Origin of the sequence: Aureimonas altamirensis, assembly GCF_023702225.1 — a bacterium.
Classification (GTDB): Bacteria; Pseudomonadota; Alphaproteobacteria; order Rhizobiales; family Rhizobiaceae; genus Aureimonas; species Aureimonas altamirensis_B.
Map to the genome: position 1 here is coordinate 18,970 of NZ_JAMQCO010000007.1, position 17,092 is coordinate 36,061.

16 protein-coding genes are annotated in these 17,092 nt (G+C 65.9%); all 16 read right to left on the reverse strand.

The genetic code is table 11. The features are described from left to right. Window positions 1-27: 27 nt before the first annotated feature. The 16 genes from serA to ruvC all read right to left on the reverse strand — a co-directional run bounded on the left by serA (window position 28) and on the right by ruvC (window position 17,035). On the reverse strand, window positions 28-1,617 hold the full coding sequence (gene serA, locus NDN16_RS12450; protein WP_251113912.1) for a phosphoglycerate dehydrogenase: 1,590 nt from the start codon (window positions 1,615-1,617) through the stop codon (window positions 28-30). Between the two features lie 102 nt (window positions 1,618-1,719). Continuing rightward, window positions 1,720-2,895 carry a phosphoserine transaminase gene (locus tag NDN16_RS12455; RefSeq protein ID WP_251113913.1) on the reverse strand — a complete coding sequence of 392 codons (1,176 nt, stop codon included), beginning with the start codon at window positions 2,893-2,895 and terminating at the stop codon, window positions 1,720-1,722. A 132-nt stretch (window positions 2,896-3,027) separates the two neighbouring features. Further along, entirely contained in the window at window positions 3,028-3,783 is a 756-nt protein-coding gene (locus NDN16_RS12460) for an outer membrane protein (protein WP_251113914.1), read from the reverse strand. Between the two features lie 116 nt (window positions 3,784-3,899). After that, window positions 3,900-5,246 (reverse strand): phosphoglucosamine mutase, encoded by a 1,347-nt coding sequence (glmM, locus tag NDN16_RS12465; protein WP_251113915.1) that lies wholly within the window; start codon window positions 5,244-5,246, stop codon window positions 3,900-3,902. A 162-nt stretch (window positions 5,247-5,408) separates the two neighbouring features. Continuing rightward, a complete protein-coding gene (gene ftsH / locus NDN16_RS12470; RefSeq protein WP_251113916.1) occupies window positions 5,409-7,334 on the reverse strand; it encodes an ATP-dependent zinc metalloprotease FtsH in 1,926 nt (641 codons plus the stop codon). 171 nt (window positions 7,335-7,505) lie between these two features. Continuing rightward, window positions 7,506-8,852 carry a tRNA lysidine(34) synthetase TilS gene (gene tilS, locus NDN16_RS12475; protein ID WP_285292651.1) on the reverse strand — a complete coding sequence of 449 codons (1,347 nt, stop codon included), beginning with the start codon at window positions 8,850-8,852 and terminating at the stop codon, window positions 7,506-7,508. Continuing rightward, the gene (gene ybgF / locus NDN16_RS12480; protein WP_251113918.1) at window positions 8,753-9,682 is read right to left on the reverse strand and encodes a tol-pal system protein YbgF; all 930 of its coding nucleotides are present in this window, start codon (window positions 9,680-9,682) and stop codon (window positions 8,753-8,755) included. Before ybgF ends, tilS begins: the two co-directional genes overlap by 100 nt. 195 nt (window positions 9,683-9,877) lie before the next feature. Next, window positions 9,878-10,408 (reverse strand): peptidoglycan-associated lipoprotein Pal, encoded by a 531-nt coding sequence (gene pal, locus NDN16_RS12485; protein ID WP_039191830.1) that lies wholly within the window; start codon window positions 10,406-10,408, stop codon window positions 9,878-9,880. Between the two features lie 119 nt (window positions 10,409-10,527). Continuing rightward, window positions 10,528-11,817 (reverse strand): Tol-Pal system beta propeller repeat protein TolB, encoded by a 1,290-nt coding sequence (gene tolB, locus NDN16_RS12490; RefSeq protein WP_435301102.1) that lies wholly within the window; start codon window positions 11,815-11,817, stop codon window positions 10,528-10,530. Window positions 11,818-11,914: 97 nt separating this feature from the next. Continuing rightward, window positions 11,915-12,946 carry a hypothetical protein gene (locus NDN16_RS12495; RefSeq protein WP_251113920.1) on the reverse strand — a complete coding sequence of 344 codons (1,032 nt, stop codon included), beginning with the start codon at window positions 12,944-12,946 and terminating at the stop codon, window positions 11,915-11,917. Window positions 12,947-12,956: 10 nt separating this feature from the next. Further along, window positions 12,957-13,403, reverse strand: coding sequence for a protein TolR (tolR, locus tag NDN16_RS12500; RefSeq protein ID WP_251113921.1), 447 nt, complete (start codon window positions 13,401-13,403; stop codon window positions 12,957-12,959). Window positions 13,404-13,430: 27 nt separating this feature from the next. Beyond that, window positions 13,431-14,147 (reverse strand): protein TolQ, encoded by a 717-nt coding sequence (tolQ, locus tag NDN16_RS12505; protein ID WP_251113922.1) that lies wholly within the window; start codon window positions 14,145-14,147, stop codon window positions 13,431-13,433. Window positions 14,148-14,362: 215 nt separating this feature from the next. Beyond that, window positions 14,363-14,821 (reverse strand): tol-pal system-associated acyl-CoA thioesterase, encoded by a 459-nt coding sequence (gene ybgC / locus NDN16_RS12510; protein WP_251113923.1) that lies wholly within the window; start codon window positions 14,819-14,821, stop codon window positions 14,363-14,365. Beyond that, window positions 14,818-15,858: a Holliday junction branch migration DNA helicase RuvB gene (ruvB, locus tag NDN16_RS12515; protein WP_251113924.1), complete on the reverse strand. Its 1,041-nt coding sequence runs from the start codon at window positions 15,856-15,858 to the stop codon at window positions 14,818-14,820. The genes ybgC and ruvB overlap by 4 nt, the downstream gene beginning before the upstream one ends. Then, window positions 15,855-16,475, reverse strand: coding sequence for a Holliday junction branch migration protein RuvA (gene ruvA, locus NDN16_RS12520; protein ID WP_251113925.1), 621 nt, complete (start codon window positions 16,473-16,475; stop codon window positions 15,855-15,857). Before ruvA ends, ruvB begins: the two co-directional genes overlap by 4 nt. Beyond that, the gene (gene ruvC / locus NDN16_RS12525; RefSeq protein ID WP_251113926.1) at window positions 16,472-17,035 is read right to left on the reverse strand and encodes a crossover junction endodeoxyribonuclease RuvC; all 564 of its coding nucleotides are present in this window, start codon (window positions 17,033-17,035) and stop codon (window positions 16,472-16,474) included. The genes ruvA and ruvC overlap by 4 nt, the downstream gene beginning before the upstream one ends. Window positions 17,036-17,092 lie beyond the last annotated feature (57 nt).

Sequence of the window (17,092 nt, forward strand, 5' to 3'; positions counted from 1 at the left end):
TTTCCTGCCAAATGCGGCCGCTTCGTCTCAGACGTCGAAGGTCAGCAGCTTTGCCTGCCCGATCGCCTTCAGCGCCCTCACCTCGTCCAGGAACTCTTCGCTCAGCGGCCCATCGAGATACAGGAGCGCAATGGCGTTCCCGCCCTCGTGGTCGCGACCCAGATGGAAATTGGCGATATTGATTCCCTTGCGACCGAAGGTCATGCCGAGTTCGCCGATAACGCCCGGAATATCCTTGTTCGCCGTATAGAGCATATGGCTGCCGACATCGGCCTCCATGTTGATGCCCTTGATCTGGATGAAACGCGGCTTGCCGTCGGAGAAGCAGGTTCCCGCCACCGAGCGGCTCTGCTTGCCGGTCTTGACCGTCAGTTGCACATAACCATCGAAGACGCCGCTCTTGTCGCGCCGCACCTCGGAAACGGCGATGCCCCGCTCCTTGGCCATCAGCGGTGCGGACACCATGTTGACGCTCTGCATCTGCGGCTTGAGAAGACCCGCGAGCGTCGCCGCGACCAGCGCCCTCGTATTCATGCCCGACGGGGCGCCGTCGAACAGGATCTCGACTTCCTTGATCGGCTCTTCCGTCAACTGGCCCGCGAAGCTGCCCAGGATCTCGGCCAGCTTCACGTATGGCGTCAGGATGGGAGCTTCCTCGGCGCTGATGGACGGCATGTTGAGGGCGTTCGAAACCGCGCCCTGCACCAGATAGTCCGCCATCTGCTCGGCCACCTGCAGCGCCACGTTTTCCTGCGCCTCGGAGGTGGAAGCGCCGAGATGCGGCGTGCACACCACATTGTCGAGCCCGAAGAGCGGCGAATCCGTCGCCGGTTCCGTCTCGAAGACGTCCACGCCCGCCCCGGCCACCTTGCCGGAACGGATGGCGTCGGCCAGATCCTTTTCGACGACAAGGCCACCGCGGGCGCAATTGATGATGCGTACGCCGTCCTTCATCATGGCGATGGCCGCGGCATCGATGATGTTCCGCGTCCTGTCGGTCAGCGGCGTATGCAGAGTGATGAAGTCCGCCCGCCGGAACAGCTCTTCCAGCTCGACCTTCTCGATACCCAGCGTTGCGGCCCGCTCGAGCGAGAGGAAAGGATCGAATGCGACGACGCGCATCTTGAGGCCGACCCCGCGTGACGCGACGATCGCGCCGATATTGCCGCAGCCGATGATACCCAGCGTCTTGCCCGTGATCTCCACGCCCATGAAGCGGTTCTTTTCCCACTTGCCCGCCTGCGTCGAGGCATCGGCGGCTGGGATCTGACGGGCCACAGCGAACATTAGGGCGATGGCATGCTCCGCCGTCGTAATCGAATTGCCGAAGGGCGTGTTCATCACGATGATGCCCTTGCGGCTTGCAGCCGGTATGTCGACATTGTCGACGCCGATACCGGCGCGCCCGACGACCTTGAGCTTCGTCGCCGCCTCGATGACCTTCTCCGTCACCTTGGTGGCGGAGCGTATGGCGAGGCCGTCATACTGGTCGATGACTTCGAGAAGCTTGTCCTTATCCTTGCCCAGATCGGGCAGGTAATCCACCTCGACGCCGCGATCCTTGAAGATCTGGACGGCGGTCGTGGACAATTTGTCGGAAACGAGAACACGGGCCATGACAATACCTCGGGCTGCGGGCGGCGCGGCGCGCCAGCCCGGAAGAGAAAGAATGGGAATGGAACGATTGGCCGGGCGTCCGCTGGCGGACGCCCGGTCGGATCAGGCCGCCTCGGCCAGCGTCGCTTTCTGCGCCTCGTAGGCATAGGCGATCCAAGGCAGAAGCGCCTCGATATCGGCAAGCTCCACCGTGGCCCCCGCCCAGATGCGCAACCCCGGAGGGGCATCGCGATAGGCGCCGATATCCAGGGCGACGCCCTCTTTTTCCAGTTGCGCGGCGACGCCCTTGGCGAAAGCGTCCTGGGCCTCTTTCGGAAGCGCGACGATCTCCGGCGCCGTGAAGCACAGGCAGACCGACGTGTTGGAACGCGTTGCCGGATCGCGCGCCAGGAAATCGATCCATGCGTGCGTATCGACGAAGCGTTCGATCGCCTTCAGATTGGCGTCGGCCCGCGCCTTCAAGGCCGGCAGGCCACCGATGGTCCGCGCCCAGTTGAGAGCGTCGAGATAATCCTCCACGCACAGCATTGAAGGTGTGTTGATCGTCTCGCCCTTGAAGATGCCCTCGCTGAGCTTGCCGCCCGACGTTAGGCGGAAGATCTTGGGAAGCGGCCAGGCCGGCTTGTAATTCAAAAGGCGCTCGACGGCGCGCGGGCTGAGGATCAGCATGCCGTGCGCGCCCTCGCCGCCCAGAACCTTCTGCCAGGAGAAGGTGACGACATCGAGCTTTTCGAAAGGCAGGTCCTGCGCGAAGGCGGCGGACGTTGCGTCGCAGATGGTCAGCCCCTGGCGATCGGCCGGGATGGCGTCGCCGTCGGGCACGCGCACACCCGATGTCGTGCCGTTCCAGGTAAAGACGACGTCTTTGTCGAAATCGACGGTGGCGAAATCGACGATCTCGCCGTAGGGCGCTTCGAGGACGCGGGCGTCCGGAAGCTTGAGCTGCTTGACGACATCGGTCACCCAGCCGGAGCCGAAGCTTTCCCAGGCCAGCATGTCGACGGGCCGTGCGCCGAGAAGCGACCAGAGCGCCATCTCGACGGCGCCCGTGTCGGATGCGGGCACGATGCCGATACGGTAGTCGGCCGGAACGCCCAGAATATCGCGGGTGTCTTCGATGGCCTTGAGAAGCTTGGCCTTGCCGAGCTTGGCGCGATGCGAGCGACCCAGCGCAGCATCGGAGAGCGCATCCAGCGTCCAGCCGGGGCGCTTGGCGCAAGGGCCAGACGAGAATCGAGGATTTGCCGTGCGAACGGCGGGTTTGGCAAGCGGAGCCATATGCTACCCTTTCAGATAGAAGCGCCTCGTTGGGGAGGCGTGTCCCACTGACGGTGCTATCCGTGCCGCAATCCGCAGTCAAGCGGCAAAAGAGTCATCCTTCGTATTTCATGGCCAGCTTGTGCATGCCTCTCATGGCAACCGGAAACGCAGCCCCAGCGTGACGAGGTGACGATCCGTGCCCTTGTCCTGAACCAGGAGATCGCGACCGGAAAATCCAGCCTCGAATGCATCACCACCGCCGGTATGGGTATAGCGATAGCCGGCATCGAGCGAGATCGTGCCTGAAAGGGCATAGGCCGCGCCGGCCATCAGCGAATAGCTGGCGCGCCAGCCGTCCCGCTCAGCGATATCGGTGGCTCCGGTGCAGGCGTCGCCGGCGCAAAGACCCGCCGCGACGGCCTCGTACGATATGTGGCTGGCTCCGACCCCTGCTCCGACATAGGGCGTCACGCCCATGATCGTGCCCAGATCGGCATAGAGATTCGCATCGAGGTCGACGACGTCTCGCCGTCCGGCCATGTCGAGCCGGCAGCCGACACCGCAGAAGGCGTCCATATCGGCGGCTCCACCGACATCATATCTGCCGTACCGCGCAGTCACGTCGGTCCGAAGGATGTCGTTGAAGCGATAACCTATGCCGGCGCCGCCGGAGAAATCGTCCGATTCCGAAAGATACCCACCACCCGCATCGCCGGCAGGGTCCAGTACCCTGGCCCCCTTGCTGCCGTTGCCCAGCGAATGGGCCGCATCGATGCGCGCATACCAGCCGCTGTCCGGCTGTATGGAGGCGGTCGTGATCTCGGGCGCGTCGACGAGGTCGCTGGCGTGTGCCGGCAAGGCCACCGTTACGATGAGCAGACAGGCGAGACGGGACGGCAGACGCATTGCGGATATCCAACTTCTGGCGCCTCGGCGCTTCCATGAGATCCGCCGGCAAGAATACCGGCGGTCGTTTCCGCACTTTATTAACTATTTCCTGTGCCAGGCTTTCGCCTTGGGCGTCAGGCCGCCTGCTGGTGCTTGAGTACCCCGACGATGTCGTCCACCACGGCATTGACGAGGGAAAGGTCGTCGCCCTCCGCCATCACGCGGATCAGCGGCTCGGTGCCCGACGGCCGGATGACGAGACGCCCGCCGCCCCCCAGGCGCACGCGCCCCGCGTCGATGACTTCCCGCACGTCGCTGCGCTCCAATGGCTTGCCGCCCGCGAAGCGGACGTTCTTCAAGACCTGCGGTACCGGATCGAACTTGCGTGCGGCCACGGAGACGGGCTGGTTCCGCCCGCGCATGACGGCCATCAGCTGCAGCGCCGAGATCAGCCCGTCGCCCGTGGTGCCGTAATCGGACAGCACGATATGTCCCGACTGTTCGCCACCGACATTGTACCCATGCTCGCGCATGTGCTCCACGACATAACGGTCGCCGACCTTGGTGCGCGCCAGCTCGATCCCCTTGCCGGACAGGAATCGCTCCAGGCCCAGGTTCGACATGATGGTGGCCACGATGCCGCCCGCGGCGAGCCGCCCCTCGTCTGCCCAGGATTCGGCAATGACGGCCATAAGCTGATCGCCGTCGACGATGTCGCCATGCTCGTCTACCACGAGGACGCGGTCGGCGTCGCCATCGAGCGCGATCCCGATGTCGGCCCGCACCTCACGGACCTTCGCCGACAGCGCGACCGGATTGGTCGAACCGCAATTGAGGTTGATGTTGACGCCGTTCGGCTCCACGCCGATAGCCACAACCTCGGCGCCGAGTTCCCAGAGCACCTCGGGCGCGACCTTGTAGGCCGCGCCGTTGGCACAGTCGATGGCAACGCGCAGTCCGTCCAGGGTGAAGTCCTTGGGCAGGGTCCGCTTGGCGAATTCGATATAGCGGTCATGCACGCCGTCGATGCGCTTTGCGCGGCCGAGGTCGCTGCTGGTCGCCAATTGTCGGGACAGATCCTCTTCGATCAGAAGTTCGATCTGGCGCTCCAGATCGTCTGAAAGCTTGTAGCCGTCTGGTCCGAACAGCTTGATCCCATTGTCCTCGAACGGATTGTGCGAGGCGGAGATCATGACGCCGATATCGCACCGCAGGGAGCGGGTCAGCATGGCGACGGCGGGCGTCGGCATCGGCCCCACCAGGAAAACGTCGACGCCGGCGGCGGTGAAGCCCGCCACCAGGGCGTTTTCGATCATATAGCCGGAAAGACGCGTATCCTTGCCGATCACGACCCGGTGCCGATGGCTGCCGCGGTTGAAGGCGATGCCGGCGGCCATGCCGACCTTCATGGCGATCTCGGCCGTCATCGGATGCGTGTTGGCGCGCCCGCGAATGCCATCGGTTCCGAAATAAGATCTCATGCGTCTCTATCCATTGGCTGGTTGCGCGCATCTAGGGCAACCGACACTGCCATAAAAAGTAAAAAAGAATATCACCCGGAAAGGTCGGACCGTATCCCCAAAAGGAAAGTGCCGCATCCCTTGCAGGATACGGCACTTCGACAATCCGGATAGGCTTCTGGATCAGGTGGATGGTTGAGGCTCCAGCCCGTCTTCCTTGCCGGACGGCTTGGAGGATCCGGCCTTCGGCACCGCCGACCCGCGCGACGGCGGCGTATCGTCGCCCATGTCGCGGGACAGCGGCTTGCCTGCCAGAAGGTCGCGCACCTCGTCACCCGACAAGGTCTCGTATTCCAGGAGACCGTTGGCCACCGTGTGGAGATCCTCGATATGCTCGTTGAGGATCTTGCGCGCCCGGTTCTCGGCGACCTCGATGATGCCGCGCACCTCCGAATCGATCAGCCGCGCCGTCTCCTCGGACATGTTCTGCTGCTGCGACACCGAATGGCCCAGGAAAACCTCTTCCTGGTTCTGGCGGTAGCGAAGCCGGCCCAGCTTGTCGCTCATGCCGTACTCCATCACCATGGCGCGCGCCATGTTGGTGGCCTGCTGGATGTCGTTCGAGGCGCCGGTCGTGACGTTTTCCAGGCCGTAGATGATCTCTTCCGCGGCACGTCCGCCGAAGATCATCGCAAGGCGCGCCTCCATCTCGTTCTTGCGCATGCCGTAGCGATCGCGCTCCGGCAGGTTCATCGTCACGCCCAGCGCGCGGCCGCGCGGAATGATCGTCACCTTGTGGAGCGGATCGTTGCCCGGCTCGTAGATACCGACCAGGGCATGGCCGGCCTCGTGATAGGCTGTCAGGCGCTTTTCGTCTTCCGTCATCGCCATGGAGCGGCGCTCCGCGCCCATCATGACCTTGTCCTTGGCGTCCTCGAATTCCAGCATCGTCACCAGCCGCTTGGAACGGCGCGCCGCCATCAAGGCAGCCTCGTTGACGAGGTTGGACAGGTCCGCACCCGAGAAACCGGGCGTGCCGCGGGCGATCGTCTTCAGGTCTACATTGGGCGCCAGCGGCACGTTGCGCACATGCACCTTCAGGATCTTCTCGCGGCCACCGACATCGGGGTTCGGCACCATGACCTGACGGTCGAAACGGCCCGGACGCAGCAAGGCGGGGTCCAGCACGTCCGGGCGGTTCGTGGCGGCGATCAGGATGATCCCCTCATTCGCCTCGAAACCGTCCATCTCCACCAGAAGCTGGTTCAGGGTTTGCTCTCGCTCGTCATTGCCACCGCCGAGACCCGCGCCGCGATGGCGGCCCACCGCGTCGATCTCGTCGATGAAGATGATGCAGGGCGCGTTCTTTTTGGCCTGCTCGAACATGTCGCGCACGCGGCTGGCGCCGACGCCCACGAACATCTCGACGAAGTCGGAGCCGGAAATGGTGAAGAAAGGAACGTTCGCTTCGCCGGCGACGGAGCGGGCGAGCAGCGTCTTGCCGGTGCCCGGAGGGCCGACCAGCAGCACGCCGCGCGGGATCTTGCCGCCGAGGCGTTGGAACTTCTGCGGCTCGCGCAGGAATTCGACGATCTCTTCCAGGTCCTGCTTCGCCTCGTCCACACCCGCCACGTCGGCGAAGGTGACCCGGCCATGCGCCTCGGTCAAAAGCTTTGCCTTGGACTTGCCGAAGCCCATCGCCTTGCCGCCCGCGCCGCCCTGCATCTGCCGCATCAGGAATATCCAGACGCCGAGGATCAGCAGGATCGGGCCGAAGGAAAGCAGCATCGACCAGATGGGGTTGCTGTTGTCGGCCGGCGGGCTGGCGCTGATCTGCACGCCGGCGTCGCGCAGCCGCGTGACCAGTTCCGGATCGTTGGGTGCGTAGGTCTGGAACGGGTTGGTGTTGTCGGTGTAGGTGCCAGTGATGCGCGGCCCCTGTATGGTCACCGAGCGAACGCGATTGCCCTCGACGTCGGAAAGGAACTGCGAATAGGGGATCTCACGCGATGCCGCCGTCTGCGAGCCGTTCGAGAAGAGCTGGAACAGCGCGATCAGCAGGAGCGCTATGATCGCCCAAAGGGCAAAATTCCGGAAATTCTGATTCATTATCCGTCCTGGATGTGCGCCGCGGCCCCGCCGCGATCGCGACGATACCGGAAACGACGGCAAGTCCGTCAGTGGTCAAGATAGTAATCCGCCAAATGCTTGCCAACAGGCAAGGGCGGATTTGCGGCAAAATCGATCCTCGCCCTGAATTTTCGGTGTTTTCATCGACTTCTAAAGGTCGGCCGTCAGCCGCCAGCCTACGCTTTCCTGAGTATCCAGCACGTGCGGCGGCCCGTCGCGCCAGGGGCGGATCGCCGGATGGCGGGCCACCGCCTCGCCTGTCGGCGAGATCAGCACGGGCAGGCAGCGTTCGGCGGCGTTTCCCCGCGCCAGGACGCCGAGGGCGGCGATCGTGCCGGGCAATGGCCCCGACACCACGAAGCGGCGATCGAACCAGGCCCGCCCGGCCGTGACCGGTACGGTGCCGATTCCCCCGCGGCCATATTCGCGGCCGATCGTGGCGCGGCCTTTGCGCCAGCGGACGCATGCCCCACCCAGCGTGGCACACCCCTCATCGGCGCCCAGACCATCGACCAGCCGTGCCAGCTTGTCGGCCTGTGGCGGGTACAATCCGCCGCCGGCCGCGGTGACGGCCCGGCCGATGGCCGCGCGCCCGATACCAGGTTCAAGCGTGGAAAGCTCGGCCGTCACGATGTCCAGCGATCCGTCGTCGCGGACCGTCATGCCGGCGTTCGCGATCGCCGATCTCACCTCGCGGTCGTGCGCATCCCGCTCCCGACCGGCCCTCTCCAGGGCGGCAGGCACCTGCGACGCGTCCACAGCCCCGTCCTTCAACGCAGCGCGCAGCCGCGCGCGGGCATAGTGCATGTCCCGGTTGGTGGGATCTTCGCACCATGCGATCCCGGCCTGCACCAGCGTTGCCTTCAGCCGCGCGCCGCCAATCCCGAGGAAGGGGCGCGCCAGCACCACCCCCGGCCGCAACGCGCGAACCGGCCGCATGCCGGCAAGGGCCCCTCCCTCGCCCCCCCTCGCCCTGGCAAGAAGATGGGTCTCGAACTGGTCATCCAGATGATGCGCCGTCACGACGGCTTCCGCACCCACGCTCCACGCGGCCTGGCCCAGAAGGTCGTAGCGCGCTTCGCGCGCCGCGGCCGAAAGGTTGCCGACGCTTTCGCCGCCACGCCAGAGCAAGGTCCGGTGCGGCAGGCCGTAGGAGCGGCACAGGCGTTCGACCGTCCGTGCCTCTGCGGCGGACCCGGCCCGAAGGCCGTGATCGACTGTCACGACATGGATTGCAGGGTCGGCCAGATGCGCACGGGCCATCGCGGCAAGATGCAGGAGCGCGGTGGAGTCCGCGCCGCCCGACACGGCCAGAACCAGCCTGGCCGCACCCGCGGTATGGGGCGTGGAGGCAAAGAGCGCCGCGGCCTCGCGGGCGCCGACGGGGCTGTCGTCGCCTAGCTGCAGCGGGATGACTGCTCTTCCGTCTGGAGCTTGCGGCGGACATTGTCGCTCATTTGCGGATAACGCTTTTCTACCTCGGCATAGGTGGCGCATGCAGTATCGCGATTGTCCAACGCGGCAAGCGACATGCCGAGTTTCAGCAGCATTTCGGGCCCCTTGGCGCTGGTGCCATGCTGCTTCTGCGCAGTCAGGAACACTTCCGCGGCCTCGCGATACTTTTTCTGGGCATAGAGGCTTTCGCCGAGCCAGTACTGCGCGTCGCCTGCGTTTTCGGCGCTCGGATAGGTCTGCGTATATTGCCGGAACGTCTCTTCCGCCCGAACGTAATCACCGGCCAGGAGGTAGTTGTAGCCGAGGCTGTAAAGGTCGGATTCGGTGTGCGGCTGGATCGATGCCACGGTATCGGAACCGCCGGTGGGTGCGGTCTGGAATGCGCCGCCGTCGATGCTGGAGCTGAGGATCGAACCGATCTCGTCGGAGCCCGCCGAACTGATCTGCGCCCCGGAGGATGTCGGCGGCGTTCCTGCGGCAAAATCGGAATCGCCGCTTCCGCCGGCGGGCGGCGTCGTCAAGACACCGCTGCGCTGGCCGCTCTGGCTCGAACCGCCGGCACCGCCGCCGCTGCCGCCCTCCAGATCCTGGAAGCGCATGTCGTTGTCGGCCTGCGCGTTGCGAAGCTGCTCCTGCAGCTGCAGCACCAGAAACGACATCTCCTCGACCTTGCCGGTCAGGCGGCGGATTTCGTCTTCCATCTGGGACAGGCGCACGGACGTATCGCCGGCTTGCGCCATGATGACGGGCGCGCCCTGCGTCCGCTGGCCGCCGAAAATATCGATAGCGGCCGCCGGCTGCACCGTCATGAGGCCGGCGGCGAGCGACAGAATGGAGAGTCCCGAAAGCCGGGTCCTGGGTGACGAGGTCATGGCAATTCCCCTGAAGTGTCGCGGCCGATACGCGACGGCCGCTTTTACGCTTCTTTTACTTTCTGGAGAATGGCAGTTCGGCCAAATTTTGGCATTGCGCGCATCGGACGGCAGAAACGCGAAGCGGCCCCGCAAGGGCCGCTTCATTTCAGCGTGAGTGTTGCGCCTGCGCCAGCAGGTGGGCCGGCAGGCGGATCAGCTTCCGGCGCCGCTCAGCACGGTGACGGCACGGCGATTCTGCGACCAGCAGGAGATGTCGTCGCAGACGGCGACGGGGCGCTCCTTGCCGTAGGAGATGGTGCGCATGCGCTGCGGCTGCACCCCTTGCGCCGCGAGGTAGTCACGCGTGGCGGCGGCGCGGCGTGCGCCGAGCGCCAGATTGTACTCACGCGTGCCGCGCTCGTCGGCATGGCCTTCCACCACGATCTGGTAGTTCGGGTAGCGGTTCAGCCACTGGGCCTGGCGCGCCAGGGTCTGCTGGGCATCGGCGCGGATGGAGGTGGAGTCCGTATCGAAGAAGATGCGGTCGCCGACATTGACGGTAAAGTCCTGCTGCGTGCCCGGTGCGGCGCTGCCCGCACCGTAACCACCGGCGCCGCCGAGGCCGAGGCCACCGGCATTGTCCGGCAGTCCCTGGTTCTTCTTGGCGCAACCGGCAAGAGCGAGTGCGGCGACGAGGGCCAATACGATCCGGCCCATTGGTACGCGGCTGTCTGTGCGGCGCATGGCCGACTCCTTCGAATTTGATCGATTCTGGTGATCTTGCATTTACCCTAAGCGGGTTAACGCAAGGTCAATGAAAAAAGACGCCGCGTCCGTCAAGACGCGGCGCCCGATGGCAGGGCCTATTCCAGCGAGGGCGACCAGGCCGGGTCCGAGCCGAAGTTCGGCGTTGCGACCCGCTGCTCGTTACGGCCGGTCAGGTCGATCGAGTAGAGTTGCGGCCCGCCGCTGCCACGATCGTCGCGGAAGAACATCAGGACGCGGCCATTCGGGGCCCAGGTCGGCCCCTCATTGTGGAAGCCGGAGGTCAGGATGCGCTCGCCCGACCCATCGGGCCGCATCACGCCGATCTGGAACTGGCCGCCCGTCTGCTTGGTGAAGGCGATCAGATCGCCGCGCGGCGACCAGACGGGCGTGGAGTAGGATCCCTGCCCGAACGAGATGCGCGTCTGCCCGCTGCCGTCGGCGCCCATCACGTAGATCTGCGGCCGGCCGCCGCGATCGCTTTCGAACACCACCCTGGAGCCGTCCGGCGAATAGGAGGGCGAGGTGTCGATCGCGTTGGTGGATGTCAGCCGGGTCGTGGCGCGCGAGCGCAGGTCCAGCGCATAGATATTCGATGCGCCGTCCTGCTGCAGGCTCATGATGACGCGCTGCCCATCGGGCGAGAAGCGCGGCGAGAAGGTCATGCCGGGGAAGTTGCCCACGATCTCGCGCTGGCCCGTTTCGAGCTGCAGCAGGTAGACGCGCGGATCGCCCTGCCCGAACGACATGTAGGTGATCTCCTGCCGGTTGGGCGAAAAGCGCGGCGTCAGCACCAGGTCGTTGCCCTGCGTCAGGTAGCGCACATTGGCGCCGTCCTGGTCCATGATGGCAAGGCGCTTGCGGCGCTGGTCCTTGGGGCCGGTCTCGTCGACGAACACGACGCGGGTATCGAAATAGCCCTTCTCGCCGGTCAGCCGCTCGTAGATGGCGTCGGAGATGATATGGGCGATGCGCCGCCAATTGTCCGGGTTGGCATAGAATTGCTGGCCGTCGAGCTGCTGGCCGGCATAGGTATCCCAGAGGCGGAACTCGACGCGCAGGCGTCCGTCCGCTTCCGGCGTCACGCGGCCGACCACGAGCGCCTGCGCATTGATGACGGTCCAGTCCTGGAAGCGCGGCGTGGCGTCCGGCCCCGCATCCTTCTGGATGAAGGCGGCGGGCGCCACCGGCGCGAACAGCCCGGAACGGCGCAGGTCCGCCGTGACGACTTCGGTGATCTGCTGGCCGAGCTGGTTGCCCGACTGGAATGCCGGCAGGGCGATCGGCAGCGGCTGCACGTTGCCCTGCGTGATGTCGATCTCCACCTGCGCCCGGGCGGGCGCAGTCATGGCCACCCCGCTCAAGGTCAGCGCAAGAATGGCCAGCATCGGTTTTAGAATGGATTTCATGACTCGGGACCCCTCCGGTTCCGGGAAGAATTTCGGGTAGGATGGCTTGGGCGGCGGTTTCGGCTCATGCGCGCGCTCAGAACATCTGGCTCGGATCGAAATTGAAGGTGACGTCCTTCCACGTCTCGTATTTCTCGGCGGGCAGCGAATAGGGTGCGCAACGCCGCACGGCGCGGACGGCCGCTTCGGCCGCCACTCGCTGTGCCGTCGATCCGGAGCCGCCCTCGATGATCTCGGGCAAGCCGATGAGCTGCCCCGACTGATCCAGTTGCAGCCGCAGCGAAACGCGCAGGGAGCCGGCATCGGATACGCCCGACGGTGGCGACCAGCAGCGGCTGACCTGGCCGCGCAGGGCATCGTATTCGGACTGGCTCAACCGCGCGCCCGTCGTGTGGGTGCCGCCCAGCGAAGCCTGCTGCTGCGAGCGCCGCGCGCCCCCGCCGGCCGATTGCTCGCGGTTCAGAAGCGCGGCGATCTCGTCGGCATCGAACTCGCGTTCGCGCGTGTCGTTTGCGGTTTCGCGCTGCTGCGGCTGCGCCTCGGCGGTGCGTGTCGGCTGCTGGCGCGGCGTCTCCGGCGGGCGCGGCGGCTGCGGGCGCACCTGCGGCAGCGGGACGTTCTGCGGCGGCTGCGGCGCCGGTTCCACGGCGGCTTCCTCCACCGGGGCCGGTTCCGGCTCCGGCTCGGCCTCTGCGGGCGGCTCGGGCTGGGGCGCTGGCGCCGGCTCCTCGGCCGGCAGTGGCGGGGTTTCTTCTGCCGGCTGCTGCGGCGCGGGCGGCGGAGGAGCCTCGGCGGTAGCCGTCTGCACCGTCTCGCGCGGGGCGGCTTCCGGCTGCGGCGCGCTTTCCAGGTCCACCTCGTTGTTGCCGACGTTCTCGGCCGGCATGGGCAGGCGCTCCGGCGCTTCCGTCGGCGTCGGGGCAGGCGTATCCGTCATCTCGGCATCGGCCTCGCCCTGCACCGCCTGGCTGTATTCCTCGATGGGAACCACGGAGACCGGCAACGCTTCGCCCTGCGTCAGATCGAGCGGCCGCGGCGAGCCGAACGACACGAGCATGGCCGTCAGCAAGGCTGTGTGCAGGGCCGCTGATGTGGCGAGGGATTTCATCGCGGTGCGCTCAGCTCCGCGTTTCCTGAGCCGTCACCAGCCCGATATTGCTGTAGCCCGCAGCCGATATGCGCGCCATGACGCGTGCGACGGCGCCATAGTCGGCGGCCTGGTCGGCGCGGATGAAGATGCGCTCCTCGTAGCCTGTCTGGGCGATGGCCTGCAGTTGCGGCACGAGCGCCTCGGGCTCGACTTCCGTTTCCTGGATGTAGACCTTGCCATCCGCCTGGATGGCTATGGTGATGGGCTGCGTATCGGCGTTCAGCGCGCGGGCCTGCGTCTTGGGCAGGTCCAGCGGCACGCCCACCGTCATCAACGGGGCGGACACCATGAAGATGATCAGCAGCACCAGCATGACGTCGACCATCGGCGTCATGTTGATCTCGCTCATCGGCGCGCGCCTTGCGCGCCCGCGCCTGCCGCGGCTGGAGCCGGAGGGCATTCCGGAAATGGCCATGTCGCTCGTCCTCCGTTCCGGTGCCGCTCAGCGCGCCGCCATCTTTTCATCGATCTGCCGCGAAAGGATGGCAGAGAACTCATCGGCGAAGGCTTCCATGCGCGCACCCAGCTTGCCGGCATCGGCCGACAGCTTGTTGTAGGCGATGACGGCCGGGATGGCGGCGACGAGGCCGATGGCGGTTGCCAGAAGCGCCTCGGCGATACCGGGGGCGACGACCGCAAGACTGGTCTGTTCCGAAGCGGCGATGGCCTGGAACGAGGTCATGATGCCGACCACCGTGCCGAACAGCCCCACGAAAGGCGCGGCAGAGCCGACCGAGGCGAGGAAGCCCAGGCGGGATTCCAGCCCCTCGACCTCGCGGGCGATGGACACGTCCATCGCCTTCTCGATGCGGGTCTGGAGGCCGATGGGCGAGCGGGCGCCCTTTTCGAAGCTCTTCTTCCATTCGCGCATGGCGGCCACGAACAGCGCGCCCATGCCGGTCGTCTTGCGGTCGGACAGGGTGTGATACAATTCTTCGAGGGACTGGCCCGACCAGAAATTGCTTTCGAACTGGTTTAGCTGGCGGCGGAAGGCGGCATAGCGCGTCACCTTGTCGAAGATGATCGCCCAACTCCAGACGGAAGCGAGAAGAAGCCCGAGCATGACAAGCTTGACGATGATGCCGGCCTGCCAGAACAGGTCCATCAGGCCGACGCCGTGAGCCTGCGCGGCAAGGCTCGTCTGGGCGACTTCGTTCATGTGCTTTGACCCTCGAATGGCCGCGGCTCGCACGAGGCGCGGCTGAGCTTTCCTTGAAAATTGCCTGAGGCGGCGGACACGAAGCGTCCGACCGCCCCTTCCCCCAAGCCGCCCTTTCACCCATAGAATCAGGTAAAAGAATGGCGTAAAGGCGTGTGAAGCAGCCTGCGGACTATTGGCTCGTTAAGGTTAACGCTGCGTTACAAGCGCGCTTTTCAACCCTCGGGTGCTCCGAGCAGGCGCGCCACCGCGGCCGGCATGCGGCGCGGCCTGCCCTCCGGCGAAATCACCGCTACCTTGACCCTGGCCTGGACCAGAACCGCGTCGCCGAGGCTGATCCGCTGGCTCAGCACCACGCGCGCCCCGCCGAGAAGCACGGTCGAAGTCTCAACCGTCAGTATATCGTCGATCCGTGCGGGGCGCAGGAAATCAATATCCATGTGGCGCACGGCGAAGGCCATCGGCTCACCGAAGCGGCCATCCATCAATTCCCTGTGCCCGATTCCGTGAAGACGCAGGTAGTCGGTGCGTCCACGCTCCAGGAAGTGCAGGTAACGGGCATGGTAGACGACGCCTGAAAAGTCCGTGTCCTCGAAATAGACGCGCACCATCAGCCGGTGCCCCGCCGGCGTCAATTCTCCGGCAAGTCCGGGCACGCCCGCCTCGCCGCTCATGAATCCGGCTCGTCGAACAGGGTGGATTGCGCGCCCTGATAGGTCGAGGGCACGGCAAGCCCGAGATGGCGGAAGGCATGGGCCGTCAGCAGACGCCCGCGCGGCGTGCGCTGGATGAAGCCCTGCTGCAGGAGATACGGCTCCACGATATCCTCGATGGCGTCTCGCGGCTCCGACAGGGCAGCGGCGATCGTCTCGATGCCCACCGGGCCGCCGCCGAAATTGAGCGCGATGAGGTCGAGATAGCGCCGGTCCAGCGGATCCAGCCCCAGGCTGTCCACCTCCAGGCGGGTCAGCGCCTCGTCCGCCACGCGGCGGTCCACGCGGGGGGCATCGGCGATGGTGGCGAAATCCCGCACGCGGCGCAGAAGCCGGCCGGCGATGCGCGGCGTACCGCGGGCCCGCCGGGCGATCTCGCGCGCGCCGTCATCGGCCATTTCCAGCCCCATCAGCCGGGCGCCGCGCCGCACGATGAGTTCCAGTTCCTCGACCGTATAGAAGTTCAGCCGGACTGGAATGCCGAACCGGTCGCGCAGGGGCGTCGTCAGAAGGCCGATGCGGGTGGTCGCAGCGACGAGGGTGAAACGGGACAGATCGATCTTCACCGAGCGGGCGGCCGGCCCCTCGCCGATGATGAGGTCGAGCTGGAAATCCTCCATCGCCGGGTAGAGGATTTCCTCGACCGCCGGATTGAGCCGATGGATTTCGTCGATGAAGAGCACGTCGCGCTCCTCGAGGTTGGTCAGAAGCGCGGCCAGGTCGCCTGCCTTGGCGATGACCGGCCCGCTGGTAGAGCGGAAGTTGACGCCGAGCTCGCGCGCCATGATCTGCGCCAGGGTCGTCTTGCCGAGGCCGGGCGGACCGACGAAGAGGACATGGTCCAGCGCCTCGCCGCGCGCCTTTGCGGCCTCTATGAAGACCTTCAGGTTGGCGCGCGCTGCCGCCTGCCCGACGAAGTCCTCCAGCCGCTGGGGCCGGAGCGTGTTGTCTTCGTCGCCGCGATTGTCGGGCGTAATGAGGCGCCGGGCGTCGCTCATCGGCTGAGCGCCTTGAGGCCGAGGCGGATCAACCGGGCGGACTCGGCGTCCTCGCCCGCCTCGCGTACGGCGCTCGCGATGGCGCCGGCCGCCTGGTCGCGGGCGTAGCCCAGATTGACCAGCGCCGACACCGCATCCGACACCGCCCCTCCGGCCACTCCGTCGCCGAGGTCGCGCTTCAGGGCGAAACCGTCGATATCGCCGGCCGTGGCGAAGGCCGGGGCCTTGTCCTTCAACTCCGCGACGATGCGTGCGGCCACCTTGGGGCCGACACCGGGGGCGCGTGCCACCATCGCCTTGTCCTGCAGGGCCACGGCATTGGCCAGGTCGCCGGCCGAAAGGGTGCTCAGCACCGCCATGGCCACCTTGGCCCCGACGCCCTGCACGTTCTGCAGCAGGCGGAACCAGCCGCGCTCCGCATCGCTGGAGAAGCCGTACAGACGGATCATGTCCTCGCGCACGATCGTCTCGATGAACAGGGTCACGGCCTCTCCCGCGCCGGGCAGGTTCGACAAGGTCCGCGCGCCGCAGAACGCGACATAGCCGACGCCATGGACATCCACCACCACATGGTCGCCGCCGATCTCGTCCACCGTGCCCTTGAGCTTGCCGATCAAACCCTGCCCCCTGCCGGAACGCGGTTGCCGCGTTCCGCTTGCGTTGCCGCCAGCCGCGCCGTCGCGGACTGGCGCTGATGCGTATGGCATATGGCGATGGCCAGCGCATCGGCGGCATCGTCCGTATCGAAGACGGCCTTGGGCATCAGTACCCTGACCATCATGTGGATCTGGGTCTTCTCGCCATGGCCGACACCGATGACCGCCTTCTTGACGGCGTTGGGGGCATATTCCGATACCGGCAGGCCGGCAAGGGCCGGCACCAGCATGGCGATGCCGCGCGCCTGCCCGAGCTTCAGCGTGGCCGTCGCATCCTTGTTCACGAAGGTGTGCTCGACGGCGGCTTCCTCGGGGCGGAAGCGATGGATCACCTCGGCCAGGCCGTCGTGAAGCTGCCGCAGGCGGGATGCGAGATCGAGCCTGTTGTCGGAGGTGACGGTACCGGAATCCACGAAGCGAAGGCTGTTTCCAAGGGTTTCGACGACACCCCAGCCTGTACGACGCAGCCCCGGATCGATGCCGATGATGCGAATGACGCTCTCCTGCCTCGGGCGGACCATATCTTCTCCATTCATAGGCACATCGGCCGATTCGATAAAGCGCAAGAGTGAACAAAA